We start from the raw sequence: 25,986 nt of genomic DNA on the forward strand, positions 1-25,986 counted from the left end.
TCACTGCCCGATCGCGATCTTGATGCGCTCGGGGTCGGGCCGGCAGGCCAGATCGAATGCGCCCTGGACATCGTCGACGCCGAAGGTGTGCGTGAGGTAGGTGCGGAGCAGCTCCGGGTGCTCGCCCGCGAACTTGGCCGCCAGGTCCAGGACGCGTCGCCGGTCCAGGGTCACACCGGATTTCAGGGTCAGGTTGTTGCGCAGCATCAGGCGCATGTTGATCGGGTAGGTCTCGTCGTCGGCGACGCCGAAATAGAAGACGGTGGCTCCGGGCGCGGCGGCTTCGATGGCGTGCCCCAGGGTGGCCACCTGGTGCCCGACGGCCTCGATGACGACGTCGGCGCGGTCGTCGGGCGCCAGCTGGCTCACCCACCGGTCGCTGGTGGCCCGCACCGGGTCGTCGACCCCGAAAGCCGTTGCGTGACCGCTGCGGTCGACGGGATCGACGCCGGTGACGCGCCGGGCGCCGGTTGCCTTGGCGACGTAGGAGAACAGCAGCCCGATCGAGCCCTGGCCGATGATCGCGACGTGCCGACCGGACAGGTCGGGGAGCTGTTCGCACGCGTACAGGACGCACGCCAGCGGTTGCAGGCCTACCGCCTCCGCCGGACTCAGCGCTGGGTCGTACGGCGCGAGCATGTTCCCATCGCTGATCACGCGTTCCATCAGGCCGTCGAACCGGGATGCCCAGCCCACCACCCGGTCGCCGGCCCGGTGATCGGGGTGCCGGCTGGCGATGACTTCACCGGCCACCTCGTGGATCGGGAAGCCGTCCTTCTCGGCGGCGCTTTTTCCGTCGTCGCCCGGAAGCCGGCCCCGGTTGCCGCGGAAGGGGGGCAGGTCACTGCCGCACACGCCGGCGGCCGAAAACTGCAGCAGCACTTGGCCGTCGGCCAGGTGCTCGACCGTGTTGTCGGGGATCGACGTGCGCTCGAACAGGTACGGGGCGATGATCCGGTAAGACCACACGTCAGACCTCCACCGGGATCTTGTTGTATCCCCACTGGAAGCTGGAGGGCAGACGGGCGGCGGCCTCGCCGTGGATCGCGTAGTCAGGGACCCGGCGCAGCCATTCCTGCAGTAGCACAGCGATTTCCAGCCGCGCGAGGTGGTAGCCGATGCAGAAGTGCTGGCCGCGGCCGAAGGCCAGCGAGCGACGGATCGGCCGGTTCCAGACGAACTCGTCGGGCTCGGGGTACTCCCGTTCGTCACGATTGGCCGAGGCCAGCAGCGTGATGACGCGCTGGCCCGGCCGGATCGTCGCGTCGTGAATGGTGAAGGGCTTGCGCGCGGTTCGGGCGAACCACTGCGCCGGGGCACAGAACCGGATCATCTCCTCACGCGCGATCGGCACGTTGTTGTCGGGGTCGGCGCGCACCGCCGCCAGCTGCTCGGGGCGCTGGGTCAGCTCCCACAGGCCGTGGGCGACGATTTTCGGTACCGTTTCCGTGCCGCCGATGAAGATGCAGAGCATCTGCACGGCGACTTCGACGTCGTCGAGCGCGCTGCCGTCGGGCAGGCGGTAGCCGAGCAGCCCGTCGACAACGCCGAGCGGACCACCGGACGCGTCGGCGCGGCGGCGCTGGACCGCCGGCACGAGGAACTCCATGTAGTTGGGCCGCGCCTCGGCGGTGTCCACGCCCACCCCGGGCTCGGCGAGGCTGCCGGCGTTCACCGAGGCCAGCACCTGCGGCGCGAGATCAGTTGGAATACCGAGCAATTCGCAGACGACCGACGCCACCACGATGCCGCCGTAGTCCTGGGTGAGGTCGAACGAGCCGCACGGCAGCAGAGCATCGAGGCGTTCGTTGGCCAGCGCGCGGATCCGGTCCTCCAGCCCGGCGACGGCCCGGGGGCGCAGCGGAGCCGAATGCGCGCGACGGATCTGGCCGTACAAGTCCGCGTCGAACACCGCGTGGAACGGCAGCGGATGCAGCGGTGGGTCGTCGACCGGCCCGGTGTTGTGCTGGGCCAGCACGGCCGCCGCGGGCAGGGTCCCCTCCGACGCCACGAAGGTGCCGTCGTTGACCTCCAGGACCCCCCAGATGTCGTCGAAGCGGGAGAGCGCGAAGGTGTCCCACTGTGGCATGTAGTACGCCGGATGCCGATCGCGCAGGATCCGGTAGTACGGCAACGGGTTTGCCATCACCTGCGCGTCGAACGGGTCGTAGGCGAAATCCACGTGACTGCTCACTGCAGTGGCGATGGCGGTAAGGCCTGCAGGATGGAGTCCTCCCAGCCGTCGCGCAGGGCCGGCGCCACGCTCATCCACGTGACGATCTCGGCGGGCGGGCTCTCCTTCCAGGACGGGTAGTGATTGGCGAAGCATTCCCAGCCGCCGTCCAGCGCCCAGTAGTGGATGACCTCGTTGTAGCGGAACGTCGTGGTGAAAGAACCCAGCCACCGCTTGCCGGTGCGCTCCGACCACGGGACATACAGGCGCTCGAGCTCGCGGATGTAGTCGTCCTGGCGCCCGGGCTTGGTCTGCATGACCTCTTGGATCACCAGGGGCGCAGCGAAATTCGCCTCACGCAGCTGTGCCAGCGTCTTGTTGCTGGGCCCGGGATACATGATCCGCCCCTCCCCGGAGGCGCCGATGTCGGACAGGTATGCCGCCCACTTGACCGCCGCGGCCTCATGGCTGCCGCCGCGCGCCTGGGCGGCCCCGATGCGGGCGTAGTCGGCGAACCCGTCGATCTCCCAGATGATCGTGGCTTGCGGCCAGTGACCGTTGTAGGGGGTGGTCTCCCAGATCGCGAAGAGCCGGGCGCCGAGATCGTCCATCATCGGGCGGTAGGTGTCGGTGAACGCCTCGGTGAAGCCGTCGCCCCGCGCGGATCCCAACGAGATCGTCTCGTGCAGGTAGAGCAGGGTATGGCCGTAGTACCTCTTCATCAGTCGAGCCGGGTCGCCCTGTCGCACAGCAGCGTTTCGGTGGGATCGACGGTGTCGCAACTTATTCCGGCCGCGGCCAGGGCATAGCCCTTGAATCTGCGCGCCGCGGTGGTCAGCACGTGCTGCGCTTGGGTCATCCCGCGGTCGACCGCCAGCGGCCACCCGTCACCCCACAACGCGACCTCGGTCAACCGGTCACCGATTGCCTCGAGCACCTTCTCCCGCACGCGCGGGTCGGCGGCGAACGCCTCGGCGCTGACCGCCAGGCTGTGGCTCCTTGCGCCCGCCGGGTCCGGCTGCCCGTCGGAGGCCAGTGGGCGCACACCGAGGATCCGCAGCGCGCGGGTGTCGCAGCCGTGCGGCAGCAGCACGTTCACCTCCCAACCGGCCATCACCCGGTCGTAGAGCCAACCCCCGGCGGACTGCACCACGTCGGCGGCGCTGGCCGCGACGACATCCAACCGGTATCGCAGACACTCACCGTCGGCGCGGGCCGATCGCGCAGACCTCGCCCGGCTCTTGTGGCCGATGTTGAACGTTGGAGTGACCATCAATCCGTTCCTCACCGCCGCACCTCACGGTGCGAGGACGCTACCTGCAGCGCTCGTCATGGGCTTGTTGTCACCGGACAGCGTGACACTTCTGGCCAAATTTGTAAAGGTCCCGGGGGCCGGTCAGGAGCCGCGCCGGGCCTTGAGTTCGGCGAGAACCTCGTCGGTGTGCTGCCCCAGTTGCGGCGCCGCGGACCGCGGCGCCCACGGCGTGCCGTGGAAATCCGCCGGTGTGGCCACCATCGCGACGGAGGCCTGCCCGTCGGGCACGTCGATGATGCCGCCCGCGGCGTGGAACTGCTCGTCGGCCACGACGTCCTCGAGCGCGTTGACCGGCGACCAGAAGAGGTCGGGTTCGCCGGCGAAGATCCGCGCCCATTCGTCGAGCGGGCGGGTGGCGAAGATCTGGTCGAGCTCGGCGATCAGCTGCACCGCATTGACGGCACGGGCCCGGGCGTCGGCGAACCGGGGATCGTCGGCCCACTCGGGGCGGCCCACGGCGCGGCACATCGGCGGCCAGTGCCGATCGGCCTCCAGCCCGACGATCCAGAACCGGCGCCCATCGGCGGCGGCGTAGTTGTTCATGCACGGGTTGCCCATCGATTCCCGCTGGCCGATCGCGATCGGCTGGCCGGTCAGCAGGTAGGTGTTGAGGTCGAAGCTGATCGTGTAGGCGCCCTGGCGGTACAGCGAGGTGGTCACCAGCTGGCCCGAACCGGTGCGTTCGCGGGCGAGCAGCGCCGCGCACACCGCCGCGGCCAGGGTCATCCCGGCCGAGTGGTCACCCATGCCGCCGCGCTGAAACGGGGGCGTGTCCCCGGGCCGGGTGAGCAGGTGGGCCACCCCCGCCCGCGACCAGAACGCGGCGACGTCGTAGGCGGCGCGATCGGCGTCGGGCCCGGTTTCGCCGTAGCCGGTGATGAGGCCGTAGACCAGGCGGGGATTGCGGGCCGACACCGACTCGAAGTCCAGCCCGAGGCGTTCCAGCGCGCCGGGCCGCACGTTCGTCACGAAAACGTCAGCGTCGCTGAGCAATTCGAGGGCGGTGTCGCGGCCCGCCTCGGTGGTGAGGTCCAGGACGACGCTGCGCTTGGAACGGTTGTCCATTTCGAATGGCGGGTTGACCCCGAGGTCGCACCCCAGCATCCGGCCGAACAGGCGGCCCGGGTCACCGGTCGGCGGTTCGATCTTGACCACGTCGGCGCCCCAGTCGGCCAGGATGCCGCCGGCGGCCGGTCCGGCCACCCAGACCCCGAGCTCGACGACCTTGACGCCTTCCACCGGTCCCGCCATGGCTTGGACAATAGCCAGCCGTTCCGCGCGCCAATCATCGACTGGGGTCGGTTGGCCCACCCCGTCGCTGCGGCTTGGCCTACAGGAACCCGTTGGCCCCAGCGTTGCCCACATGACCCGCGGCCCCGAGGGGCAGCGGTCCGAAAAGGACGGTACCGCTGGTATGGCCGGTCGCGAATGTGACCGTCACTGGGATCGTGCCGCCGGTAGCCAGGTTCGCACCCGCTGGGCTGATGGATGTGACATCCGCACCGATCAGGAAGGCGACGGTAGCACTTCCGGAGGCGTTGTTGAGGAGCGTGAAGCTCGAACCGACGGTGAGGCTCACCGTTGAGGGACTCTGACCGCTGCCCGTCCCCCCTTGCCCGGCAGCCCCGCCCAGACCGTGTAGCCAGTGCCCGATTGCGAATAGCCGTTGCCGCCGTTGCCGAACAGCAACCCACCCGCCCCGCCGTTCGGGTTGGTTGCCGTCCCATTGGCACCGTTCCCGATCAGCGGGCGCCCCAACAACAGGTTGGTGGGCGCGTTGATCGCCGCCAAAACGTCTTGCTCCACGGTCTGCAACGACGAGGCGTTGGCCGCCTCGGCGGCCGCATACGAGGCGCCCGCGCCGCTCAACGCCTGCGCGAACTGGGCCTGAAACGCCGCGGCCTGGCCGCTGAGCGCCTGGAAGGCCCGTCCGTGACCGGCGAACAGCGACGAGATGGCCGCTGATATCTCATCGGCGGCGGCAGGCGCCATTGCGGTTATCGGAGTCGTCGCCGCCACATTCGCCGCGGTCAGCTGCGAGCCGATGTCAGTCAGATCCGTTGCCGCCCGAGCCAGGAATTCCGGAGCCGCCGCCAGATACGACATCGTTTCCTCTCACCGGGCCGTCGTCGCATCAAAATCGAGATATACAGGTGAATGGTAAGAACGTTCAGGCTACGCGGATTCCCAACCGTTCTTTCCGCTTTCCGTCAAACGCGCACCTGTCGAAAGAAGTCCGTTAGCAGAAGCCCGCATTTCTCCATTTACACTATGTGGATCATTTGTAACGCAAAGGGGAACAGTGTCGGAGCAAGCGTCATGAGTCTGGTGGCCGGACGCGGTCCGCTCAGCGGCGATCCGGCCGGGTGGTTCTCTCCACCGATACCGCCCGACGTCGTATACCTCGAGCCGCACCCGCGGCGCGTCCAGGCCTTCCGCGACCGCCGCTTGATGATCGACACCGAGCGGGCGCTCCTGGTGCACCGCCGGGGCCGACCGCTGAGCTACGTGTTCCCGGCCGAGGACGTGGGCGACCTGCCGACCGAACCGGAGCCCGAGGCCCCCGGCTTCGTCCACGTGCCGTGGGAAGCCGTCGACACCTGGCTGGAGGAAGGCCGCGAACTCGTGCACTATCCGCCGAACCCCTACCACCGCATCGACTGCCGCCCGACTAAACGCCGCCTGCGGGTCTCGGCCGCCGGCACGCCCCTGGTCGACACCGACGACACGCTGATCCTGTTCGAAACGTCGCTCGAGCCCCGCCTTTACGTCGACCCGAAACACGCGCGCACCGACCTGCTGCGGCGATCGGAGACGTCGAGCTACTGCAACTACAAGGGCTTTGCGACGTATTGGTCAGCTGTGCTTGACGACCTGGTCGTCGATGACGTCGCGTGGAGCTACGAAGACCCGCCGCCGGAAAGCCTGCCCATCAAGGGGTTTCTGAGCTTCGACGCCGCACGCGCCGACGTCGTCGCCGAGCTACCGCTCACCTAAGCCGCGAAAGTGCAACTGGCGACGCATTTCCCGAGTACCGCCGCCGGTGGTCGCACTTTCGCGGGAAAGCTAGCCGTAATGAGGGCGTCCGAGGCCCAGCGCGTGCTGGGCGATCATGTTGCGGAACACCTCGAGAGTTCCGCCGTAGATCCCGAGCGGTAACGACAGCCGGTAAAGGTGTTCTGCCGCACCGTCGCTCGCGGCTCCCTGGGTGCCGGTGGGCAGCGTCGACGCCGCTCCCAGGATGTCCATCAGGTCCGGGGTGATGTCGCGCATCGTCTGCGCGATCGCCACGCGTCCGAACATCCCCGGCGTGGACAGCGCCGCCTCCATCCGCGCGACGGCGCGCCCGAGCCGGTACTTCACCGACTCGTCGTCCACGCAAGAAACGAGCGCCGCGACGGCGTCGACCACTTCGGCCATGATGTCGCCGTGGCCCGCCATCGCCGCAACGTACTGCAGGCCATGGTCTTCCGGGTCGGTGATGCCGTGCTCGGAGTCCAGCGCCGCGCGCATCACCGTCCAGCCGCCGTTCACCTCGCCGATGCGCTGGAGGTCATCGACGCGCACATCGCTGTAGTAGACGATGTTGGTGCGGTCGCCGTCCAGGGTGCGGATGCCCTGGATCTCGATGCCCGGCGCCAGGGGGACCAGAAACATGGTCAGGTTCTTGTGTTTCGGGCCCTGCGGGTCGGTGTTGGTGAGCAAAAAAACGTACCGGGCGTTCTGCGCGTTAGAGGTGAACATCTTGGAGCCGTTGATAATCCAGCTGGATCCATCCGCCTCCCGCACCGCCCGGGTCTGGCAGGTCGCGACGTCGGAGCCCCCCTCCGGCTCGGTGTACCCCAGGCAACAGCCGGATTTCGCCGGAGAGCACACCAGGCAAGACCTTGTCGGTCAGTTCCGGGGCGCCGAATTGCTGCACCAACCGCGCGACGACGGACGTGGTGCCCCAGTGGTACCACGGGGTGTGGGCCCGGGCGATCTCGAGCTGAAAGATACGCCGCCGAACCGGGCTGAACCCGCCGTCGGCTTCCGCCTTCCAATCCGAGGCCAGATAGCCGGCCTCCCCGAGCGCCAAATGCACCTGCTCGTCGAAGTTTTCGCCGAATTCAAGCTGGCGAGCCAGCACCTCGTCGGTGACGTGCTTGCCGATGAAGGCCCGGGTATCCTCAAGAAATTCCTGGTCCTGAGGAGAGAGTTCGACGTGCGAGAAGTCCATTTACATCGCATCGATGACTAGGGTTCGGAACCGGTCGAGGGTGTCGAGTGCATGCGCCACGCTGTCGCCGGGCAGACCGACGCTCACCCACGTCACGCCCACTGCCGCAAGCTTTTCCAATCCATCGAGGTATGCGTCGGCGTTGAACTCATCCGACGCGGGGCTGCCGCCTTCGAAGTTGGTGAAGGTGACGTCGATCGCCGACCAGTCGCGGCCGGCCGCGTCGCAGCGCCGCCGCAGATCGTCGATGCCTTCGGTGAGGCGCTGCACCGAGTCGATCACCGCGGTGCCCGCGGTCTGGGCGAGCTGCGGCGGGGCGGGAAAGGGGCACCAGCCGTCGCCGTGCTCGGCGACGCGCTGGCGAGCGGTCGTGGTGTTGCCACCGATCCAGATCGGTGGGCAGCTGGCCGGCCGTGGGTGCGCCGTGATACCCCGTGCGGTGAAATGCTTTCCCTCGAAGGCGATGTCATCACCGGTCCAGATCGCGCGGATCACCTGCAACGCTTCGTCGAACAGCGCGGCGCGCTCGTCGTAATTCACGCCCAGCGCCGCGAATTCACGCTTGAGGTAACCCACCCCGACCGCGAGCGTGAAGCGGCCGCCCGAAAGCAGGTCCAACGAAGCCCCGGACTTGGCCACCACGAACGGGTTTCGATACGGCAGCACCACGATGTTGGGAATCAAGCGCAGCGTCGTCGTCCTCGCCGCCGCATATCCCAACGCGACGAAGGGATCCAGGGCGTCGTGCCCGCCGGCCTCGAGCCACCGCTGCGACGGAGCCGGGTGATCGGTGAAGCCGAACCCGTGAATCCCGGCCGCCTCGGTGGCCGCCGCCACCGTGGCGATGCCGTTGCCGCTCACCAACTCCGGGTTGTACGGATGGCTGTGCATCGGGTGGGTGATGGTGAAGCGCATGAGGTTGACCCGACGTTAGAACCGCGCGCGGGAATCGATCGCGGTGTCGCTCGTGCGCAGCGGACGGATCAGCGCCTCCTGGGCAAACGAACACAGCAGCTCGCCGTCCTCGGAGTGCACGGTGCCCCGCACGTACGACATTCCCGCGCCGACCTGGGTGCTCTCGTGGGTGTAGAGCAGCCAGCCCTCCCAGCGCACCGGTTCGTGGAACGCGACGGAGATGCTCATCGGCGCGGTGGACACGGTCAGGTGCGCCTGGGCGGTGCCGATGCCCGGATGCGCGCGCATGGTGGTCGAAATCCCAAGGTGGCCGGTGAAGTACGCCAGCAGGGCCTTGGCCAGGTCGTCCCGGGTGGGGATCGGTTCGTAGTGCAGCCAGGCATACAACTCCGGCGGCCCGACCTCGTCGGGACTGTTGACGTCGACGACGTCGACCAGGCGCAGTTCGCGTCCGACCATCGGCATCGGCGAGGGGTTCGCCTCCGCCGGCCCGGCCACGTCGGGACGCAGCAGCTGGTGACGGATGACGTCGGCCGTCGGAACGTCGGCCAGCACGGTGATGCTCAGACAGCGCCGACCGTTCTGGTGTACGGCCACCACGGCGGTCGCGGTGGACCGGCCCTCGGCCACCACGTCGAGGACGAATTCGATCGGCGGGCCGACGGTGACGGCGCGGGAGAACACCGCGTGCGCCGAGCGCACCGATTTGTCCGGGAATCGTTTGGCCACTGCGACGATCGCCTGGGCGAGCACCTGGGTGCCCTCGACCACCTGCCGTTCGTCGCCGGCGGCGATACCGGTCTCTCCGGTGAACCGATCTTGCCCGTCGGGCCGCACGTCGAAGAGATCCAGCAGGCCCTGCACCGTCCACTCGGTCTGCTGGGATTCCTCGGAAGCTTTGGTCAAGTCCGCTCCATCTCTCGGGCTAGCAGCTCACGGCTCAGCGTGACACTTTGAGTAGGATTTGTAAAGCTTGGCTAACGGACTCAGGGAGGCAACGCAATTGGGCATCGTGACGAGCACCTCGGAAATCGCCTATGCCCATCCCGCCGAAGCGGTCTACGACTATGTCACCAATCCGGCGAATTGGACGAAGACCTACCCCGGCAGCGCGCACGTCGGCAAGCTGCCGGAGCTGCCGCTCACGGTCGGCGACACCTGGGAGGAGGCGGGTCCGGACGGCGAGCGGATCTTCAGCTGGCAACTAGCGATCGCCGACCGGCCCTCGCTGTTCGTGTTCAATTCGGTCGGCCGCCTCGGCCACGACCGCGATGGGAAGGGCGGGCTCGAGGGCCGGATCACCGTCGCCTACCGGTTCACCAGGCCGGGCCGGGAGATCACCCTGTTCTCCCGGACCATGACGATCGAGGCATACAAGCACGCCCCGCTGCCCGATCAGCTCTTCCAGCAGGCCAACCCGGCGCGCATCGACGCCTACCACGAGGCCGTGGCGCGCGAACTGGGCGAGATTGACACCGGCGCACGTCCTGCATGACACTTCTGCGATGTTTTGTAATGCGGAACGGTTGTCAGAGGGGGCGGGCGGATGATCCCCGAGCCCCTGGCCAACGGATTCTGCTTCGGTGAAGGCCCGCGCTGGTTCGAGGGACTGCTGTGGTTCTCCGACATGCTCGGCGAGGCCGTCCACACCGCGGACATGCGCGGCTCGCTGACCACCTTGCCCCTGCCCGGACGCTCCCCGTCCGGCCTGGGGTTCCGCCCCGACGGGTCACTGCTGATCGCCTCGACCGAAGACCGGCAGGTGCTGCGCTACGACGGCGAAACGGTCCTCCCCATCGCCGATCTCGCCCCTCTGACGCCGGCCAATCTGGGTGACATGGTTGTCGATGACGCCGGGCGGGCCTACATCGGATGCCAGGCCTTCGCCGGCGGCGCGATCATCCGCCTCGATGCCGACGACACCGCCACCGTCGTCGCCGAAGACCTGGCCTTTCCGAACGGCATGGTGATCACCCCGGACCGGAAGACGTTGATCGTCGCCGAGTCGACCGCCCGCCGGCTGACCGCGTTCACCATCGACGCCAACGGCGGGCTCGCCGACCGCCGGGTCTTCGCCGACGGCCTCGACGGGCCGCCCGACGGGATCGCGCTCGACGCCGAGGGCGGGGTGTGGACGTCGATGACGCTGGCCCACCAGTTCGAGCGGATCACCGAAGGCGGCGCGGTGACCGACCGCATCGACATGGGCGAGCGGGTCGCCATCGCATGCGCGCTGGGCGGCCCCTCGCGACGCACGCTGTTCCTGCTGTCCAGCACCGACGCGTATCCCCGGCGCCTGATCGGCACCAAGCTGTCCCGGCTGGACGCCGTGACGGTCGAGACGCCCGGCGCGGGCCTACCCTGACACCCCGAGAGGCGCACGAGTGACGGATTCCTATTACGAGCTGATCGAGGACGCCGGGGCGCCGGGCGAGAAGTTCCGGGCGACCGACCTGGCGCGCGGCACCTGGTCGGCGGCGATCCAGCACGGCGGGCCGGTGTCGGCGCTGCTGGTCCGGGCGCTGGAACGGTGCGACCAGCGCGACGACACCCGGCTGTCGCGGGTCGTGATCGACCTGCTGGGCGGGGTGCCGGCCGAGGGTGACCTATGGGTGAGCTCTCACGTGCAGCGCGGTGGCAAGCAGATCGAACTGGTCGGCGCCGAGATGCTCGCCCCGGGTCCCGACGGTGAACCCCGGCCCGTGGCCCGCGCCAGCGGATGGCGCTTGCAACAGCAGGACACCCAGGCGATTGCCCACGCGGCGGCCACGCTGCCGCGCCCGCGGACCGAGGCCCGCAACCGCAACCTCAAGGCGCGGGACTGGGATCGCAATTACGTGCACAGCCTCGAGTGGCTCTGGCTCACCGAACCGCTGAGCGACGGTCCGGGCGAATCCTGGATCAACCCGACCGTGGACCTCGTCAACGGCGAGACCATGACGCCGCTGGAGCGGCTGTTCGCCGTGGCCGACTGCGCCAACGGCATCGGCAGCAAGCTGGACATCACCAAGTGGACGTTTCTCAACACCGACCTCGCCGTGCACGTGTTCCGGATCCCCGACGGCGAGTGGATCGGCATTCGCGCGGAGACCAGCTACGGGCCGGACGGGATCGGGACGACCGTCGGCACCCTGTTCGACGAGCGCGGCGCCGTCGGCGCCATCCAGCAGTCGGTGCTGGTGCGCGCGCGACCTGCCCGGGAAAAGAAAAGCCGTGACACCTAGGCGATACTTCGTAAAGTTTCTTTTATGAGCCAACCGGCCCAAGCGGCAGAGATCGACACCTCGACGCGTCAGCGCATCCTCGACGCCACCGCCGAAGTACTCGGCCGCAACGGCCAGACCAAGCTCAGCCTGTCCGAAGTGGCGGCCCAGGCGGGGGTGTCGCGCCCCACGCTCTACCGATGGTTCGCGTCCAAAGAGGAACTGCTGTCGGCCTTTTCGCAATACGAACGGCAGGCCTTCGAGAGCGGTTTGGTGAGGGCCACCGCCGGACTGAAGGGAGTCGACAAGCTCGACGCCGTGCTGCGGTTCATCGTCGAGTTCCAGCATTCGTACTCCGGTGTGCGCATGGTCGACGTCGAACCCGAGCACACCGTGGCGCAGTTCGGCCGCGTCATCCCGGAGATGCGCGCCGGCCTGCAACGTCACCTCTCCGGACCCAACGCCGCGGTGAAGGCGGCGACGGTCATCAGGATCGCGATCTCGCACTACATCGTCCGCAGCGACGACGCCGACCAGTTCCTGGAGCAATTGCGCCACGCCGTCGGGATCAAGGGCAGCCCCTGATCACATTCCCGCGAGCGCGCGCGTTTGTACGGCGACACGCCGTATTACGCGTACAACTGCGCACCCTCGCGCACGAGCTGATCAGTCGAGCTGCACCGCGACCTTGACCCGGCCCTTCTCGTCGCGGGCGGCGATCGCGTGTCCGGTGCGGTCGGCGCCGTCGAAGTTGAGCAGCGTGATCGGCCCGCCCGCGCCGAGGAAGTTTCGCCACCATGTCTTGCTATCGGGCGACATGACGTTGATGACGATGCCGTCACCGGAGCGGCGGTACCCGACCGGGGTCTGGATCGTCTTACCCGAACGCCTGCCGACGTAGCGAATCTTGATCATCCCGCGTCGTACCAGTGGCCCGACGATGGGCGCGTCGATCAGTCCGCCGAATAAGTTGTTGACGATCCCGACAATGGGCGTGTCGAAGATTCCGGATGCCATGAATCCCAGCGTATGTCAGGCGGCACAACAATGATCAGTCGAACAGCACCGCGGCGTTGAGGTAGCCGGTCGGGTCCAGAGCCGCCTTGACCGTCCGCATCGCGGCGATGTCGGCGGGCTCCCGCGACATGTCCAGATACGGGCGCTTGCGGGTGCCGACGCCATGCTCGGAGCTGACGTTGCCCCCGCACCGCGCGATGAGGTCCATCATCGGCTCGTACAAATCCCGCTCGCGCTCGGGCGGGCAGCGCAGCACGTTGAGGTGCAGGTTGCCCTCGCCGACGTGGCCGAACAGCACGGGCAACGCCTCGGGAGCACGCTTGCCGATCAAATCCGCTGCCCGCATTGCGAATTCGGCTATGGACGACAACGGCAACGACACGTCGAACTTCAGCGGCGGCCCGTACACACCGAGCACGTCGGCGAGGCCTTCCCTGACACGCCACAACCGTTGCTGCGCCGCGGCATCCACGCCGACGGCGGGTTCGCCGCACAGCCGCACGCCATCCAGCAGGTCGGCGAGGCGATCTGTTTGGTCGTGGTCGGCGGCCAGCTCCACCAACAGAAGCCAATCGCCGGCGACCGGTGCGCCGAACCCCAGATGTTCGGCGGTCAGCGCCGCGGCCCGGCCGTCGATCAGCTCCAGCGCCGCAATCCCGTCGACGTCCCGAAAGGAGCGGCCGGCCTCGACCAGCACCTCGAGGTCGGCGAACCCGCAGACCGCCGTCACCCGGTGCGACGGCGTGGGGTGCAACCGCAGGTCCAGCGCGGTGATCACGCCGAGGGTGCCCTCGGCGCCCACGAACAGTGCCGGCAGGTCGTAGCCGGTGTTGTCGCTGCGCACCCGGCTGTGGCGGCGCATCAGCGAACCGTCGGGCAGCGCCACCTGCAACCCGACGACCTGCTCACCCATGTTGCCGTAGCGGACCGTCCGCAGGCCCCCGGCGTTGGTCGAGGCCATGCCGCCGACGGTCGCCGTGTCGCGGGCGGCCAGGTCCACACCGAACACCAAACCCGCTGCGGTGGCGGCACTTTGAACGGCGGCCAGCACCGCGCCGGCGCCGGCCTCGATGCGGCGCTCGACGATGTCGACGTCGCCGACGGCGCAGAGCCGTTCGGTGGACAGCAACACGTCGTCGTGCTCGGGGACGGTGCCGGCCACCAGCGAGGTGCGTCCGCCCTGCACCGTCACGTGCGTCCCGGCGTCGCGGCACACCCTCAGCACCGCGGCGAGCTCCTCGGCGGACCCCGGCCGCACCAGCGCGCTGGCCCGCCCGCGATAGCGGCCGGTGTGGTCGACGCTGCGGCCGGCCAGCACGTCGGCATCGGTGATGACGTGCTTGGAACCGACGATCCCCTTCAGGTCCCCGAGGCTGCCTGGCATGCTCGCGGTTATAGCACCGCCCGACTAGAGCCAGAAGGGCGACATGTCTTCCGCGCCGGACGCCACGGCCGGACGTCCGCCGACCCGCAACATTCGGCGCAATTCATCCGACTCCACTGTGCGCAGGAAGTTCGACCAGGACGCCACCTCTGGGTGCCGCTGGAGCAGGGCCCGCCGCTGGCGCTCCGTCATGCCGCCCCACACACCGAATTCCACATTGTTGTCCAACGCTTCCGCCGCGCACTGCCGCATGACGGGGCAGTGCCGGCAGAACGCCGCGGCCTTGCGCTGCTCGGCGCCCGTGACGAAGAGGCCGTCGCCATCGGTGGCGGTGCACAGGGCCCTCGACACCCACCGGGCCGGGTCGTCCGCGTCCGCGCTGCGGACCACCCCCCGGACGCCCGCGCCGTAGGGTCTGCGACCGGCAAGGGTTGACACTGACATGAGCTGATCCCTTCATCCGGCCCGAGGACCCCCCGCAGGTCAATGCGTAATTCCCCGCGATCCCAGGGTCTAAACACACGTCCAATAAGGAGGGGCGAGGAAGGTTCAGAACTCCTTGTGCGGCACGTCGGTGACCAGTCCGCCATCCATGACGAATTCGCTGCCGGTCGTGTAGGACGACTCGTCGCTGGCGAGGAACAGCACGAAGGTCGACACTTCCCGCGCCTCGCCCGGGCGGCCCAACGGGATGGTGACCATATCCTCGGGCAGCTTCTCGGTCATCGGGGTGCGGATGAAACCGGGGTGTATCGAGTTGACCCGGATGTTGAACGGCGCGAGTTCCAGCGCCGCCGACTTGGCCAGGCCGCGCACCCCCCATTTCGAGGCGACATAGGGGTGCACCGCGGGCGCGCCCCGCAGTCCCTCGATCGACGACACGTTGATGATCGAGCCGCCGCCGGCCTCGGTCATGGGATCGACGGCCACCCGCATGCCCAGGAAGGTGCCGGTCAGGTTGACGTCAATCACCTTCTGCCACTTGCCCAGATCGAAGTTCCTCAGCTGCCCCAGCGCCACGATGCCGGCGTTGTTGACCAACACGTTGAGCTTGCCGAATTCGCCGGTCGCCGTGGCCACCGCGGCGTCCCACTGGTCGGGCTGGGTGACGTCGAGGTGGACGTAGCGCGCAGCCTCGCCGATCTCGTCGGCCAGCGCCTTGCCCTCGTCATCGAGGATGTCGCCGATCACCACCTTGGCGCCCTCTTCCGCGAGCATCCGGGCGTGCGAGGCGCCCATCCCCCGGGCGCCACCGCTGATGAGCGCAACTTTGCCGTCTACCCGTCCCACCGGGACTCCTTTCGATTACGTGACTAGCAGGTCGTTCGGTGCATAGAGACCTTTGCCGGTGACCAGCGGAAGGTCGAACGTGGTGCGGATGCCGGGCGGGGCCGCGATCACCGACGGGATGGCGTTGACGATGCGCCCCGCCGCGCCGACGATCGCGGCGTGGTTGTGGTCGCCCTTGCGGCTGCTCGGGACGATGTCGACGGCGTAGGACGGCTCCCCGGTGATTTCGACCCGATAGGAGCCGCCGCCGGAAGCCGGCTGCGGCCAGTCGGGCCGGAGGTCGGGGCGCAACCGGGTGATGTGCTCGACGACGATGGCCGGGCGGCCGCCGGACATGCCGCGGATCTCGAACTGCAGCGCGGCCATGGTGCCCTCGGCCACGGGCCCGACCGCGATCTCGAAGTCCTCGGGCGCCGGTTCGCGCTGGCACGAGTCGGTGATCTCGTCGATCTCGATGCCGAGCCCGGCCGCCAGCTGACGGATCGCCGTCCCCCAGGCGATGCTGAGCACTCCGGGCTGCAGCAGCATCGGCATCTCGTCCAACGGCCTGCCGAATCCCATGTAGTGCATGACCTCGGCGCCGTCGTAGGTGGCGTAATCGGCGATCTCCATGCAGCGCACCTGCTCGATGCTCTGACAGGTGCCGGCCAGCGCGAACGGGATGAGGTCGTTGATGAACCCGGGATCGACGCCGGTGATGAAAACGCTCGAATTTCCTTGCCGCGCAGCGTCTTCGACGCGATCGATGTACTTGCCGGGCATCACGCCCCACGGGTATTGCAGCAACCCCGGCGACGATCCGACGACGTTGATCCCGGCGGCCAGGATGCGCATCACGTCCGCCATCGCATCGGGCAGGCGGGTGTCGCCCATCGCGCAGTAGACGACGCACTCGGGCTTGGTGGCCAGAATCGCGTCGAGGTCTCCGACGGCGGCGACGCCCGTCACGGTCGCGGCGTCCAGGCCGGCGCCGCACAGCTCCCCGGCGTCCTTGCCCACCTTCTCCGGGGTGGAGACGCACACGCCCGTCAGGTCGAACTGCGGGTTGGTGATCAGTTCGGCCAGGGCCAGCCCCCCGACATTTCCGGTGCCGACGTGCGCGACGCGGATGGCCATCAGAGTCTCCGTCCCTCGAACGCTCGAAACGTTTCTAGACAGTAGTCCACTATTTCTCAGGCGCCTATCGGGCCCAACAGGGCACGGGGCAGAATTGAAAAGCTGTGGCACAACGCGAGGACGTCCAATTCGCATCCGGCGACGACCGGGTCAGCGCGTGGCTGTACCGGCCCGCGGGCGCTGACCCGGCGCCGCTGCTGGTGATGGCGCACGGCCTGGGCGCGGTGCGCACCATGCGACTGGACGCCTACGCCGAGCGATTCAGCGCCGCCGGCTACGCCTGCCTGGTGTTCGACTACCGCAACTTCGGCGACAGCGGGGGCCGGCCGCGCCAACTGCTCGACATCAAGATGCAGCTCGCGGACTGGGCGGCCGCGGTCGCTTACGGGCGCACCCTTGAGGGCATCGATCACGATCGAATCGGCTTGTGGGGCACCTCGTTTGGCGGCGGCCACGTCATCGCGACGGCGGCGCGCCTGCCGGGCATCAAGGCCGTCGTGGCGCAGTGCCCGTTCACCGACGGTGTCGCGTCCGCGCGCACGCTCGACCCGGTGATCTTCGCCCGCATCGGCGCCCTGGCGGCGCGAGACCTCATCGCGGCCCGGTTGGGCCGGTCACCGGTGATGGTAGCCGCGGCGGGTAAGCCGGGCGAGGTCGCGTTGATGAACGCCCCCGACGCGTACCCCGGCTACCTGCGGCTGATCCCCGAGGGCGAAACGGTGCCGAACGAGGTCGCCGCGCGGTTGGCGTTGAAGGTGATCTTCTACCGGCCGGGGCGCGCCGCCGCGAAGGTCGGCTGCCCCGTCCTGTTCTGCGTCTGCGAGGCCGACTCGGTGGCTCCCGCGGTCCCCACCCTGCGCTACGCGGCCAAGGCTCCGCGCGGCGAGGTCAGGATGTACCCCGAGGGCCACTTTGCGATCTATGTCGACGACGCGTTCGAGCGCGTGGTGGAAGACCAACTCGCTTTCCTTGGCAGGCATTTGAAAAACGCGCAAATGTAGCCCGGGCAAACTTCCGCAAAACGCCAGATTTCCCGGCGGGACGGCTCTAGTCTCGGTCAGTACCTAATACCCACGGTCGCGGGTAAGGGTACGTCCCGTGTGACCGTTGGGGTCCCAGTCTGTGGGGAAGGACGGGGCGATGTCGCAGTTAATAAGCACCCCTGAGACGCTGGCCTCCGCGGCTGCCGACGTGCAAAACATCGGGTCGACGATCAACGCCGCCCGCGCCGGCGCGGCGGGACAGACAACCGGTTTGGTCGCAGCGGCCGAAGACGAGGTGTCGGCGGCCATCGCGAATCTGTTCGGCGCCTACGGCCAGCAATATCAAACGACCCTTTCCCAAGCCGCAAATTTCCATACCGAATTCACCCGGACACTGGAGGCCGCGGCGAGCACCTACGCCCAAGCCGAGGCCACCAACGCGGCGCTGGTCGCGGGGATCTCCAATGAGCTCACCGCGCCGCTGCGGGCGCTGCTCGGTCCGGCGGGAGTCACCGGCGGCGCATCGACGGGCCCCAGCGTGCTGACCTCGCTGGTCAGTTCGCCCGCCGGGGACCCGCTGTACGCGCTGATCATGGGCGGCACCAACAACCCCCAACCGGACCCCTTCTACGCAAACAGCGTCTACAACTCCTACATCAAACCGGTTTTCGGCTCAGCGATCGTCCAGGGCGTGTTCACGCCCGAGCAGTTCTGGCCGGTGACGCCGGGGCTCGGCAATCTGACGTTCGGTCAGTCCGTCGCCAAGGGCGTCACGCTGCTGGACAGCGCGATCAACTCGACGCTCTTCAACCAATCGAACAACCACGCCGTCGTGTTCGGCTACTCGCAGAGCGCCACGATCGCCACGAATGAAATACGGAACCTCATGGCCGCGGGCTCGCCCTATCAGGGTCAGTTGAACTTCACGCTGATCGGCGATCCCAACAACCCCGTCGGCGGGATCCTCGAACGCTTCCCCGGCTTCTACATCCCGTTCCTGGACGTGGCGTTCAACGGCGCGACCCCGCCGAATTCCCCGTATCCGACGTCGATTTACACGCTCCAATACGACGGCATCGCCGACCTGCCCCAGTACCCGCTCAACCTCGTCTCCGATCTCAACGCCTTCATGGGCTACTTCTTTGTCCATGGCAGCTACCCAGACCTGTCGGCCACCTCGGTCGGCACCGCTGTCCAGTTGCCGACCTCGCCCGACTACACCGGCAGCACGAAGTACTACATGCTCATGTCCCAGAACCTGCCGCTGCTGGAGCCGATCCGCGCCATCCCCTACGCCGGTCCGCCGATCGCCGACATCTTCCAGCCGGACCTGCGGGTGCTCGTCGACCTGGGCTACGCCGACTACGGACCCGGCGCCAACTATGCGAACATTCCGACGCCGGCCGGACTGTTCGACCTGCCGAATCCGTTCACGGTCATCCCCGACCTCGCCCTGGGCGCGGTGCAGGGCCCCTACGGCGCCGCGGTCGAAATCGGGGTGGAGTCGGGGCTGCTGTCCCCGTCGTACTTCCCGGACACCTACCCGTGGGTTCCGTCGATCAATCCGGGCCTGAATATCTCCTTCGGCCAGTCCAGCACGACGCTGCTGTCGGTGCTCAGCGGCGCGGCCGGGAACGTGCTGCACCTGATTCCGCCGCCGAACTTCTGACGCTTGGTCGAACTACGGTCCGAGCGGGCAACTGTTGCGGATCGACTCGTCGCGGATCAGCCCCCGCAACAGCGCGGTGCTGAACTCGGCGGCGATCTCCTTGGCGGTGCGCCGCCCGCTGGGCCGCAACCAGCGGTAGCTGCCCAGCGTCATCCCGATGTAGCCCAGGGCCACCACGTGCGAGTCGCACTCGAAGAACTCCCCGCTGGCGATGCCGCGGTCGATGAGCCCGTGCACGTGCTCATAGACCTGCGCCTCCTTCTCGCGGACCTCGGCGACCTGCTCGCTGGTGAACCATTCGGTGATGTAGGGCTGCTCCTGGAAGTAGACGGCGGCCCGCTCCGGATTGGCCGCGATCCCGGTGAGCAGGCGGACGGTGTACTGGTAGAGCGCTTCGCGGGCCGTCCACGACGGATCGTCATGCACGGCGGCCAGCGTGCCCTCGGCCGCCTGGCGGTAGATGTCGAACAGGATCAGCGACTTGCTGGCGTAGTAGTGGTAGACGGTCGCCTTGTTCAGCCCGATCACATCGGCGACGTCGTCCATCCGGGTCCCGTGATAGCCGCGCGCGGCGAACAGCTTGGTGGCGACAGCCAGCAACTCCTCACGGCGGGTCAGCCCGTTCTCGGATGGCATTCGCACTCTCTATCGTCGCTGCCTTGGGCCGCGGTGGGGCCCGGATAAGGCAAAGTATCAATCAACTGGTTGGACAGTTTAAGGCCACCGCCGCCTGTCGCACCGACGCCTCTGCGACTAGGATGGGGTGTCGAACTGGTCGCGAGTCGAGAGGTGGGGACATGGATCCGAGTCCGGACTATGACATGAGCGACGAGATCGAGTTCTTCTTCAAGTACGTGCCGTGGGGTCTGCGCGGTGTCGTCGACGGTAACGGGTACCCGCCGCCGGCCTACCCGCCCGTCTGACCACCCGTCGGACCGACCGTTTGGCGGCGACCCGCAGCGCCCAGCTCCGCTGCGCTCGCGATCACCGCTAAAACGTCCGGCGCTGACCCGCAGCGCCCAGCTCCGCTGCGCTCGCGATCACCGCTAAAGCGCCTTCAGTTCCTCGGCGACCTCGCTCACCGACTTCTTCGCGTCCCCGAACAACATCGTCGTGCCGTCGGCGTAGAACAGCGGGTTGTCGATTCCCGCGAACCCCGAATTCATCGAGCGCTTGAGGACGATCACCGATTTCGCCTTGTCCACGTTGAGGATCGGCATGCCATAGATAGGGCTGGACGTCTCGTTGCGCGCCGCCGGGTTGGTGACGTCGTTGGCGCCGATGACGATCGCGACGTCGGTGCGCGCGAATTCGTCGTTGATGTCGTCCATGTCCTTCATGGCGTCGTAGTCGACCTCGGCCTCGGCCAACAGCACGTTCATGTGCCCGGGCATGCGACCGGCGACCGGGTGGATGGCGTACTTCACCGGCACCCCCTTGTCCTCTAGCAGCGACGCCATGTCCTTGACCGCGTGCTGGGCCTGCGCGACGGCCAGGCCGTACCCCGGAACCACGATCACCTGGTTTGCATAGGCCATCTGGATCGCGGCGTCGGCGGCCGAGGTCGACCTGACATGCTTACCGCCGCCTTGAGCATCCGGGCCGCCGCTGGGCGCCACGCCGCCGCCGCCGAATCCGCCCGCAACGATCGCCGGGATAGAGCGGTTCATCGCCTTTGCCATCAGGTTGGTCAGGATGGAACCGGAGGCGCCGACGATCATCCCCGCCACGATCATCGCGGTGTTGTTGAGCGCCAGACCGGCCGCGGCGGCCGACAGCCCGGTCATCGCGTTCAGCAGGGAGATGACCACCGGCATGTCGGCGCCACCGATGGGCAGTACCACCATCAGGCCGAGCACACCAGCGGCGGCCAGCAGGGCGATCATCCACCACAGCGACACCCCACCGGTGCCGGGATGCGCGCCCAGGCCGATGACCACCGCCGCGGCGACCGCGCCGGCCAACAGCAGCAGGTTGATCGGTTGCTGGGCCTTCCCGAAGCCGATCGGCGACCCCGAGATGATCTCCTGCAGCTTGCCGAACGCGATGATCGAGCCCCAGAACGAGATCGACCCGATGATCGCGGCGAACAATGACGCCACCACGATGTGCACGGTCGGCGACTCGCCATGCTGAAAGGCCGAAAAACCTTTCGTCTCAATGAATTCCGACAACGCGATCAGCGCGACCGTGCCGCCGCCGACGCCGTTGAAGAACGCCACCAGCTGCGGCATGGCGGTCATCTTGGTGTAGCGGGCCGGCGGGACACCGAGCACGACACCCACGACCAGCCCGAGGATGATCAGCACCCACGACTCGGTGTGCCGGATCTTGATCAGTGTCGCGGCGACCGCGATGGCCATGCCCACCGCGGCGATCAGGTTGCCCCGCACCGCGGTCTTGGGCCCGGTCAGGCCCATCAGGCCGTAGATGAAGAGCGCGAACGAGACGATGTAGAGAACGGTGACGAGGTAGTTCATTTCGCCGCCAGGTCCTCTATATTTTCGGGCTTCGCGGGCACTGGCTTTTTCTTGCCCTTGAACATGCCCAGCATCCGGTCGGTGACGATGAAACCGCCGATGACGTTCAGCGTGCCGAACACCACCGCAACGAACAGGATGATCTGCACGGCGAGCGACGGGTGCTCGACCTCCCCAAAGACCACGAGCGCGCCCAGCACCACGATGCCGTGAATGGCGTTCGTACCCGACATCAGCGGCGTGTGCAGGGTATTGGGCACCTTGGAAATCACCGCGAACCCGACGAATCCGGACAGGACCAGGATCGCCAGGTTGGCCAACAGCTCGTCGTACATGTAGTCCTCTCTAACCGGCCGCGGGGGTCCGGGTGACACAGGCCGCCGCGACGACCTCGTCGTCGAAGTCGGGCGCGAGCTTGCCGTCGGTGATCAACAGGTCCAGCAGCGCGGTGATGTTCTTGCTGTAGAGCTCGCTCGCGTGCTCGGGCATCGTCGCCGGCAGGTTCAGCGGCGCGGCGATCGTCACGTCGTGCTTGACCACCGTCTGCCCGGGCTCGGTGAGCTCACAGTTGCCGCCGGCCTCCCCGGCCAGGTCCACCACCACGCTGCCCGGCTTCATCGCCTCCACGGCGGCGGCGGTCACCAGCCGCGGGGCGGGCTTGCCGGGTACCAGCGCCGTGGTGATCACCACGTCGAAACCGCTGATCGCCTTCTCCAGCGCCTGCTGCTGCTGGGCACGTTCGTCTTCGGTGAGCTCGCGGGCGTACCCGCCCTCGCCGGCCGCTGTGATTTTTGAGATGCCCACGTCCAGCCATTGCGCACCCACCGACCGCACCTGATCGGCCACCTCCGGACGCACGTCGTAGCCGGAGGTTCGCGCGCCCAGTCGTTTGGCCGTGGCGAGCGCCTGCAGCCCGGCGACCCCGACACCGAGCACCAGCACCGAGGCCGGCTTCACGGTGCCCGCCGCCGTCGTCAGCATCGGGAAAAACCGGGTCGACTCCGAGGCCGCCAGCAGCACCGCCTTGTAGCCGGCCACGTTGGCCTGCGACGACAGCGCGTCCATCACCTGGGCCCGCGAGATCCGCGGGATGGCCTCCAGCGCGAACGCCTGGACGCCGGCGTCGGTGAGCGCGCCGATCAGGTTGTCGGGATTCCGCGGCGCCAGGAAGCCGATCAGCGTCTGCCCGCTGCGCAACCTGCCGACCTCGTCCGCCGTCGGCGGTGCGACTTTGACGACCACGTCGGCGGCCCAGGCGTCGCCGAGACTGGCCCCCGCTTCGGTGTAAAGCTCGTCGGGAAGCAGCGCGCCTTCGCCCGCACCCGCCTCGACCACCACCGCCACACCGCTGTCGACCAGCGACGCGACCGCCTTGGGGACCAACGCGACGCGCCGCTCGTCGGTCCCGGACTCGGCGACCACCCCCACCGTCGTCTGCGCATCTGTCATGGCGCCTACATCCACTTCCTTATGTCTTTGGCTTGCCGCAGACACCCTAACCGCCGCTACCAGAGCGGGATATCTTGCCCGTGCTCCGAGGCCGGGCGGGGGCCGAAGTACCGGCGCTCGGACTCCTCGATCGGCACATCGTTGATGCTGGCTTCGCGGCGCGCCATCAACCCCGACGGGCTGAACTCCCACAGTTCGTTGCCGTAACTGCGGTACCACTGGCCGCCGTGATCGTGGCACTCGTACTGGAACCGCACGGCGATGCGGTTGTCGTGGAAATCCCACAGGCTCTTGCGCAGCGAATAGTCGAGTTCGCGCTCCCACTTGCGGGTCAGGAACGCGACGATCTCGTCGCGGCCGACGACGTGTTCGCCCCGGTTCCGCCAGACGGAGTCGGGCGTGTAGGCGAGGCTGACCCGCTGTGGATCGCGGGTGTTCCACGCGTCCTCGGCTGCCTGGACCTTCTGCATCGCCGTTTCGTGGGTGAACGGCGGGAACGGGGGGCGGGATTCGGTCATGACGTCCATCGTGCTCGACCGGAATCGCGACACATAAACATCTGCGACGACACGCCGCCGCCAGTCGCAACCGTTTATATCTGGCGCCCTGGCGACCTGAAACGACGCGTCGCGGCGCGTGTCCTATCGTGACGGTCATGGACTTCGCGATGTCGGCCAAAGCCAGCGACTACCACAAGCGACTGTCCGACTTCATGATCGAGAACGTGTTCCCGGCCGAGGCCGCATACGACAAATACCGTCACGAGGCCGGCCCGAACGACCACACCGTTCCGCCGGTCATCGAGGAACTCAAACGCAAGGCCAAACAGCAAGGACTGTGGAACCTGTTCCTGCCGGCCGAGTCGGGCCTGACCAACCTCGAATACGCCCCGCTGGCCGAACTGACGGGCTGGAGCCTCGAGATCGCGCCCGAGGCGCTCAACTGCGCCGCGCCGGACACCGGCAACATGGAAACGCTGCACCTGTTCGCCACCGAGGAGCAGCGCAAGCAGTGGCTGGAGCCGCTGCTTGCCGGCGAGATTCGCAGCGCCTTCTCGATGACGGAGCCGGCGGTCGCCAGCAGCGACGCCCGCAACATCGAGACCTCCATCCAGCGCGACGGCGCCGACTACGTCATCAACGGCCGCAAGTGGTGGACGTCCGGGGCGGCCGACCCGCGCTGCAAGATCCTCATCGTGATGGGCCGCACCAACCCGGAGGCGGCCAGCCACCAGCAGCAGTCGATGGTCTTGGTGCCCATCGACACCCCCGGCGTGACCGTCGTGCGCTCGACCACCGTCTTCGGTTACCAGGACCAGCCCGGGCACTGCGAGATCATCTACGACAACGTCCGCGTTCCGGTCACCAACCTGCTCGGCGAGGAGGGTGGGGGCTTCGCGATCGCCCAGGCGCGGCTGGGTCCGGGCCGCATCCACCACTGCATGCGCGCGCTCGGTGGCGCCGAACGCGCGCTGGCCCTCATGGTGGACCGGGCGAACAACCGGGTGGCGTTCGGCCGCCCGCTGGCTGAGCAGGGCGTGGTGCGCGAGGCAATCGCCAAGTCCCGCAACGAAATCGACCAAGCGCGGCTGTTGTGCCATAAGGCGGCGTGGACGATCGACCAGCACGGCAACAAGGCTGCCCACACGTTGGTCTCGCAGATCAAGGCGGTGGCTCCGCAGGTGGCCTGCGATGTGATCGACCGCGCCATCCAGGTGCACGGCGCCGCCGGCGTCAGCGAGGACACGGTGCTGGCCCGGTCGTACGGCTGGCACCGAGCCATGCGATTGTTCGACGGTCCCGACGAGGTGCACATGCGGACCATCGCGCGCGCCGAGATCGGCCGGGAGAAATCCGGGCTCGCCGCGGCGGTTACCGCGCATGGCTGAAGCCGTCCAAGAACTGTCCGGCGCGTGGAACTTTCGTGATGTCGCCGACGGTGTTGCCGCGCTGCGGCCCGGACGGCTGTTCCGTTCCGGCGAGCTGAGCCGTCTCGACGACGAGGGCCGGGCAACGCTGCGGCGGCTCGGGATCACCGACGTCGCCGACCTGCGCGCGTCGCGCGAGGTTGCCCGGCGCGGCCCGGGGCTGGTGCCCGACGGCGTCGAGATCCACCTGCTGCCGGTTCCCGATTTGTCCGATCAACCCGACGAGGAGCAGGCCGACGGGGCCGCGCCCCACGAAGAGGCGTTCCAGCGGCTGTTGCGCGGTGAATCGGATGGTTCCGAGGAGTCGGTGAACGAGACCGCCGTCCGCTTCATGACCGACGAGTACCGCCAATTCCCGACGCGCAACGGGGCGCAGCGCGCGCTGCATCGTGTCGTCACGCTGCTGGCCGCCGGGCGCCCGGTGCTCACGCATTGCTTCGCGGGCAAGGACCGCACCGGCTTCGTCATCGCGACGGTGCTGGAGGCCGTCGGCGTCGACCGCGACGCCATCGTCGCCGACTTCCTGCGCAGCAACGACGCCGTACCCGAACTGCGGACGCATATCTACGAAATGATCCAGCAGCGCGGCGACACCGAGCTGACTCCCGAGGTGGTGACCTTCACCGAGGCTCGGTTGTCCGATGGGGTGCTCGGCGTCCGGCCGGATTACCTTGCGGCAGCCCGCCAAACGATCGACGACGAATTCGGTTCGCTGGGCGCCTATCTCAAGGATGCCGGCATCACCGAGGCCGACCTCGACCGCCTGCGCGGCGCGCTACTCGGCTGAGCCGTCCGCGGCCGACCACGGACGGAATGCTGGCTCGCGAAATCCGTTCGCGCTCAAGG

Annotated in this window: 27 protein-coding genes and 3 pseudogenes; 10 read left to right on the forward strand and 20 right to left on the reverse strand. The window is 67.9% G+C overall.

Annotation, left to right across the window (positions count from 1 at the left end; translation table 11 throughout):
* From MTAB308_RS14950 to MTAB308_RS14980, 7 genes and pseudogenes are all read right to left on the reverse strand, one after another.
* Complete coding sequence (locus tag MTAB308_RS14950; protein WP_077100262.1) at positions 1-969, reverse strand: zinc-binding dehydrogenase; 969 nt, start codon at positions 967-969, stop codon at positions 1-3.
* A 1-nt stretch (position 970) separates the two neighbouring features.
* Positions 971-2,182, reverse strand: a complete 1,212-nt coding sequence (locus MTAB308_RS14955; RefSeq protein WP_077100263.1) for a cytochrome P450 — start codon at positions 2,180-2,182, stop codon at positions 971-973.
* An 8-nt stretch (positions 2,183-2,190) separates the two neighbouring features.
* A complete protein-coding gene (locus MTAB308_RS14960) occupies positions 2,191-2,895 on the reverse strand; it encodes an NIPSNAP family protein (protein ID WP_077100264.1) in 705 nt (234 codons plus the stop codon).
* The gene (locus MTAB308_RS14965; protein ID WP_077100265.1) at positions 2,895-3,446 is read right to left on the reverse strand and encodes a hypothetical protein; all 552 of its coding nucleotides are present in this window, start codon (positions 3,444-3,446) and stop codon (positions 2,895-2,897) included. The genes MTAB308_RS14960 and MTAB308_RS14965 overlap by 1 nt, the downstream gene beginning before the upstream one ends.
* Positions 3,447-3,569: 123 nt before the next feature.
* Positions 3,570-4,739, reverse strand: coding sequence for a CaiB/BaiF CoA transferase family protein (locus tag MTAB308_RS14970; protein ID WP_077100266.1), 1,170 nt, complete (start codon positions 4,737-4,739; stop codon positions 3,570-3,572).
* 79 nt (positions 4,740-4,818) lie between these two features.
* Positions 4,819-5,067: a hypothetical protein gene (locus MTAB308_RS14975; protein ID WP_077100267.1), complete on the reverse strand. Its 249-nt coding sequence runs from the start codon at positions 5,065-5,067 to the stop codon at positions 4,819-4,821.
* Positions 5,068-5,093: 26 nt separating this feature from the next.
* Positions 5,094-5,594 (reverse strand): annotated as a pseudogene (locus MTAB308_RS14980) (PE family protein); the annotation flags it as partial.
* Positions 5,595-5,807: 213 nt separating this feature from the next.
* On the opposite strand from MTAB308_RS14980, the gene MTAB308_RS14985 reads away from it, so the two are divergent.
* Complete coding sequence (locus MTAB308_RS14985; protein WP_077100269.1) at positions 5,808-6,485, forward strand: DUF427 domain-containing protein; 678 nt, start codon at positions 5,808-5,810, stop codon at positions 6,483-6,485.
* A gap of 69 nt (positions 6,486-6,554) precedes the next feature.
* Here MTAB308_RS14985 and MTAB308_RS14990 read toward each other — a convergent pair.
* The 3 genes and pseudogenes from MTAB308_RS14990 to MTAB308_RS15000 all read right to left on the reverse strand — a co-directional run bounded on the left by MTAB308_RS14990 (position 6,555) and on the right by MTAB308_RS15000 (position 9,528).
* Positions 6,555-7,707, reverse strand: a pseudogene (locus MTAB308_RS14990) (acyl-CoA dehydrogenase family protein).
* Positions 7,708-8,622: an LLM class F420-dependent oxidoreductase gene (locus MTAB308_RS14995; protein ID WP_077100270.1), complete on the reverse strand. Its 915-nt coding sequence runs from the start codon at positions 8,620-8,622 to the stop codon at positions 7,708-7,710. It abuts the pseudogene before it with no gap.
* A gap of 15 nt (positions 8,623-8,637) precedes the next feature.
* A complete protein-coding gene (locus MTAB308_RS15000) occupies positions 8,638-9,528 on the reverse strand; it encodes an acyl-CoA thioesterase (protein ID WP_077100271.1) in 891 nt (296 codons plus the stop codon).
* 97 nt (positions 9,529-9,625) lie between these two features.
* On the opposite strand from MTAB308_RS15000, the gene MTAB308_RS15005 reads away from it, so the two are divergent.
* The 4 genes from MTAB308_RS15005 to MTAB308_RS15020 are packed head-to-tail and all read left to right on the forward strand — an operon-like array spanning position 9,626 to position 12,410.
* A complete protein-coding gene (locus MTAB308_RS15005) occupies positions 9,626-10,117 on the forward strand; it encodes an SRPBCC family protein (protein WP_077100272.1) in 492 nt (163 codons plus the stop codon).
* Positions 10,118-10,168: 51 nt separating this feature from the next.
* Complete coding sequence (locus MTAB308_RS15010) at positions 10,169-10,987, forward strand: SMP-30/gluconolactonase/LRE family protein (RefSeq protein ID WP_077100273.1); 819 nt, start codon at positions 10,169-10,171, stop codon at positions 10,985-10,987.
* Positions 10,988-11,006: 19 nt separating this feature from the next.
* Entirely contained in the window at positions 11,007-11,846 is an 840-nt protein-coding gene (locus MTAB308_RS15015) for a thioesterase family protein (RefSeq protein ID WP_077100274.1), read from the forward strand.
* Between the two features lie 24 nt (positions 11,847-11,870).
* A complete protein-coding gene (locus tag MTAB308_RS15020) occupies positions 11,871-12,410 on the forward strand; it encodes a TetR/AcrR family transcriptional regulator (protein ID WP_077100275.1) in 540 nt (179 codons plus the stop codon).
* Between the two features lie 81 nt (positions 12,411-12,491).
* On the opposite strand, the gene MTAB308_RS15025 is transcribed toward MTAB308_RS15020, so the two are convergent.
* From MTAB308_RS15025 to MTAB308_RS15045, 5 genes and pseudogenes are all read right to left on the reverse strand, one after another.
* Entirely contained in the window at positions 12,492-12,842 is a 351-nt protein-coding gene (locus MTAB308_RS15025; RefSeq protein ID WP_077100276.1) for a PNPOx family protein, read from the reverse strand.
* 34 nt (positions 12,843-12,876) lie between these two features.
* Positions 12,877-14,226, reverse strand: a complete 1,350-nt coding sequence (locus tag MTAB308_RS15030) for an FAD-binding oxidoreductase (protein WP_077100277.1) — start codon at positions 14,224-14,226, stop codon at positions 12,877-12,879.
* A gap of 126 nt (positions 14,227-14,352) precedes the next feature.
* Positions 14,353-14,670 (reverse strand): annotated as a pseudogene (locus MTAB308_RS15035) (WhiB family transcriptional regulator); the annotation flags it as partial.
* A gap of 105 nt (positions 14,671-14,775) precedes the next feature.
* A complete protein-coding gene (locus MTAB308_RS15040) occupies positions 14,776-15,516 on the reverse strand; it encodes a glucose 1-dehydrogenase (RefSeq protein WP_077100278.1) in 741 nt (246 codons plus the stop codon).
* A gap of 15 nt (positions 15,517-15,531) precedes the next feature.
* A complete protein-coding gene (locus MTAB308_RS15045) occupies positions 15,532-16,632 on the reverse strand; it encodes an NAD(P)H-dependent amine dehydrogenase family protein (protein ID WP_077100279.1) in 1,101 nt (366 codons plus the stop codon).
* Between the two features lie 104 nt (positions 16,633-16,736).
* On the opposite strand from MTAB308_RS15045, the gene MTAB308_RS15050 reads away from it, so the two are divergent.
* Together MTAB308_RS15050 and MTAB308_RS15055 are read left to right on the forward strand one after the other, a co-directional pair.
* The gene (locus MTAB308_RS15050) at positions 16,737-17,633 is read left to right on the forward strand and encodes an alpha/beta hydrolase (RefSeq protein ID WP_077100280.1); all 897 of its coding nucleotides are present in this window, start codon (positions 16,737-16,739) and stop codon (positions 17,631-17,633) included.
* Between the two features lie 139 nt (positions 17,634-17,772).
* Positions 17,773-19,284, forward strand: coding sequence for a PE family protein (locus tag MTAB308_RS15055; RefSeq protein WP_077100281.1), 1,512 nt, complete (start codon positions 17,773-17,775; stop codon positions 19,282-19,284).
* A 12-nt stretch (positions 19,285-19,296) separates the two neighbouring features.
* Here the strand turns inward: MTAB308_RS15055 and MTAB308_RS15060 are convergent, their stop codons facing one another.
* Positions 19,297-19,920 carry a TetR/AcrR family transcriptional regulator gene (locus MTAB308_RS15060; protein ID WP_077100282.1) on the reverse strand — a complete coding sequence of 208 codons (624 nt, stop codon included), beginning with the start codon at positions 19,918-19,920 and terminating at the stop codon, positions 19,297-19,299.
* A gap of 161 nt (positions 19,921-20,081) precedes the next feature.
* Between MTAB308_RS15060 and MTAB308_RS15065 the strand changes: the two genes are divergently transcribed.
* Positions 20,082-20,207 (forward strand): hypothetical protein, encoded by a 126-nt coding sequence (locus MTAB308_RS15065; RefSeq protein ID WP_108637325.1) that lies wholly within the window; start codon positions 20,082-20,084, stop codon positions 20,205-20,207.
* Between the two features lie 123 nt (positions 20,208-20,330).
* Here MTAB308_RS15065 and MTAB308_RS15075 read toward each other — a convergent pair whose 3' ends face one another.
* From MTAB308_RS15075 to MTAB308_RS15090, 4 genes are read right to left on the reverse strand one after another with little or no spacing between them, the layout of a single operon-like run.
* Positions 20,331-21,764 (reverse strand): NAD(P)(+) transhydrogenase (Re/Si-specific) subunit beta, encoded by a 1,434-nt coding sequence (locus MTAB308_RS15075; protein WP_077100283.1) that lies wholly within the window; start codon positions 21,762-21,764, stop codon positions 20,331-20,333.
* Complete coding sequence (locus tag MTAB308_RS15080; protein WP_077100284.1) at positions 21,761-22,099, reverse strand: NAD(P) transhydrogenase subunit alpha part 2; 339 nt, start codon at positions 22,097-22,099, stop codon at positions 21,761-21,763. The genes MTAB308_RS15075 and MTAB308_RS15080 overlap by 4 nt, the downstream gene beginning before the upstream one ends.
* Before the next feature lie 10 nt (positions 22,100-22,109).
* The gene (locus MTAB308_RS15085; RefSeq protein ID WP_077100285.1) at positions 22,110-23,213 is read right to left on the reverse strand and encodes a Re/Si-specific NAD(P)(+) transhydrogenase subunit alpha; all 1,104 of its coding nucleotides are present in this window, start codon (positions 23,211-23,213) and stop codon (positions 22,110-22,112) included.
* 56 nt (positions 23,214-23,269) lie between these two features.
* A complete protein-coding gene (locus MTAB308_RS15090) occupies positions 23,270-23,731 on the reverse strand; it encodes a nuclear transport factor 2 family protein (RefSeq protein WP_077104375.1) in 462 nt (153 codons plus the stop codon).
* Between the two features lie 149 nt (positions 23,732-23,880).
* On the opposite strand from MTAB308_RS15090, the gene MTAB308_RS15095 reads away from it, so the two are divergent.
* Together MTAB308_RS15095 and MTAB308_RS15100 are read left to right on the forward strand one after the other, a co-directional pair.
* Complete coding sequence (locus tag MTAB308_RS15095; RefSeq protein ID WP_173842242.1) at positions 23,881-25,101, forward strand: acyl-CoA dehydrogenase family protein; 1,221 nt, start codon at positions 23,881-23,883, stop codon at positions 25,099-25,101.
* Positions 25,094-25,927, forward strand: a complete 834-nt coding sequence (locus MTAB308_RS15100) for a tyrosine-protein phosphatase (protein ID WP_077100287.1) — start codon at positions 25,094-25,096, stop codon at positions 25,925-25,927. The genes MTAB308_RS15095 and MTAB308_RS15100 overlap by 8 nt, the downstream gene beginning before the upstream one ends.
* Positions 25,928-25,986 lie beyond the last annotated feature (59 nt).

Origin of the sequence: Mycobacterium terramassiliense (genome assembly GCF_900157385.1) — a bacterium.
Taxonomy (GTDB): Bacteria; Actinomycetota; Actinomycetes; order Mycobacteriales; family Mycobacteriaceae; genus Mycobacterium; species Mycobacterium terramassiliense.

Coding starts and splice junctions, on each gene's coding strand:
- MTAB308_RS14960 (WP_077100264.1), bottom strand. CDS start 2,895: ATGAAGAGGTACTACGGCCATACCCTGCTCTACCTGCACGAGACGATC.
- MTAB308_RS14965 (WP_077100265.1), bottom strand. CDS start 3,446: ATGGTCACTCCAACGTTCAACATCGGCCACAAGAGCCGGGCGAGGTCT.
- MTAB308_RS14970 (WP_077100266.1), bottom strand. CDS start 4,739: ATGGCGGGACCGGTGGAAGGCGTCAAGGTCGTCGAGCTCGGGGTCTGG.
- MTAB308_RS14985 (WP_077100269.1), top strand. CDS start 5,808: ATGAGTCTGGTGGCCGGACGCGGTCCGCTCAGCGGCGATCCGGCCGGG.
- MTAB308_RS14995 (WP_077100270.1), bottom strand. CDS start 8,622: ATGCGCTTCACCATCACCCACCCGATGCACAGCCATCCGTACAACCCG.
- MTAB308_RS15010 (WP_077100273.1), top strand. CDS start 10,169: ATGATCCCCGAGCCCCTGGCCAACGGATTCTGCTTCGGTGAAGGCCCG.
- MTAB308_RS15020 (WP_077100275.1), top strand. CDS start 11,871: ATGAGCCAACCGGCCCAAGCGGCAGAGATCGACACCTCGACGCGTCAG.
- MTAB308_RS15025 (WP_077100276.1), bottom strand. CDS start 12,842: ATGGCATCCGGAATCTTCGACACGCCCATTGTCGGGATCGTCAACAAC.
- MTAB308_RS15030 (WP_077100277.1), bottom strand. CDS start 14,226: ATGCCAGGCAGCCTCGGGGACCTGAAGGGGATCGTCGGTTCCAAGCAC.
- MTAB308_RS15045 (WP_077100279.1), bottom strand. CDS start 16,632: ATGGCCATCCGCGTCGCGCACGTCGGCACCGGAAATGTCGGGGGGCTG.
- MTAB308_RS15055 (WP_077100281.1), top strand. CDS start 17,773: ATGTCGCAGTTAATAAGCACCCCTGAGACGCTGGCCTCCGCGGCTGCC.
- MTAB308_RS15060 (WP_077100282.1), bottom strand. CDS start 19,920: ATGCCATCCGAGAACGGGCTGACCCGCCGTGAGGAGTTGCTGGCTGTC.
- MTAB308_RS15065 (WP_108637325.1), top strand. CDS start 20,082: ATGGATCCGAGTCCGGACTATGACATGAGCGACGAGATCGAGTTCTTC.
- MTAB308_RS15075 (WP_077100283.1), bottom strand. CDS start 21,764: ATGAACTACCTCGTCACCGTTCTCTACATCGTCTCGTTCGCGCTCTTC.
- MTAB308_RS15080 (WP_077100284.1), bottom strand. CDS start 22,099: ATGTACGACGAGCTGTTGGCCAACCTGGCGATCCTGGTCCTGTCCGGA.
- MTAB308_RS15085 (WP_077100285.1), bottom strand. CDS start 23,213: ATGACAGATGCGCAGACGACGGTGGGGGTGGTCGCCGAGTCCGGGACC.
- MTAB308_RS15090 (WP_077104375.1), bottom strand. CDS start 23,731: ATGACCGAATCCCGCCCCCCGTTCCCGCCGTTCACCCACGAAACGGCG.
- MTAB308_RS15095 (WP_173842242.1), top strand. CDS start 23,881: ATGTCGGCCAAAGCCAGCGACTACCACAAGCGACTGTCCGACTTCATG.
- MTAB308_RS15100 (WP_077100287.1), top strand. CDS start 25,094: ATGGCTGAAGCCGTCCAAGAACTGTCCGGCGCGTGGAACTTTCGTGAT.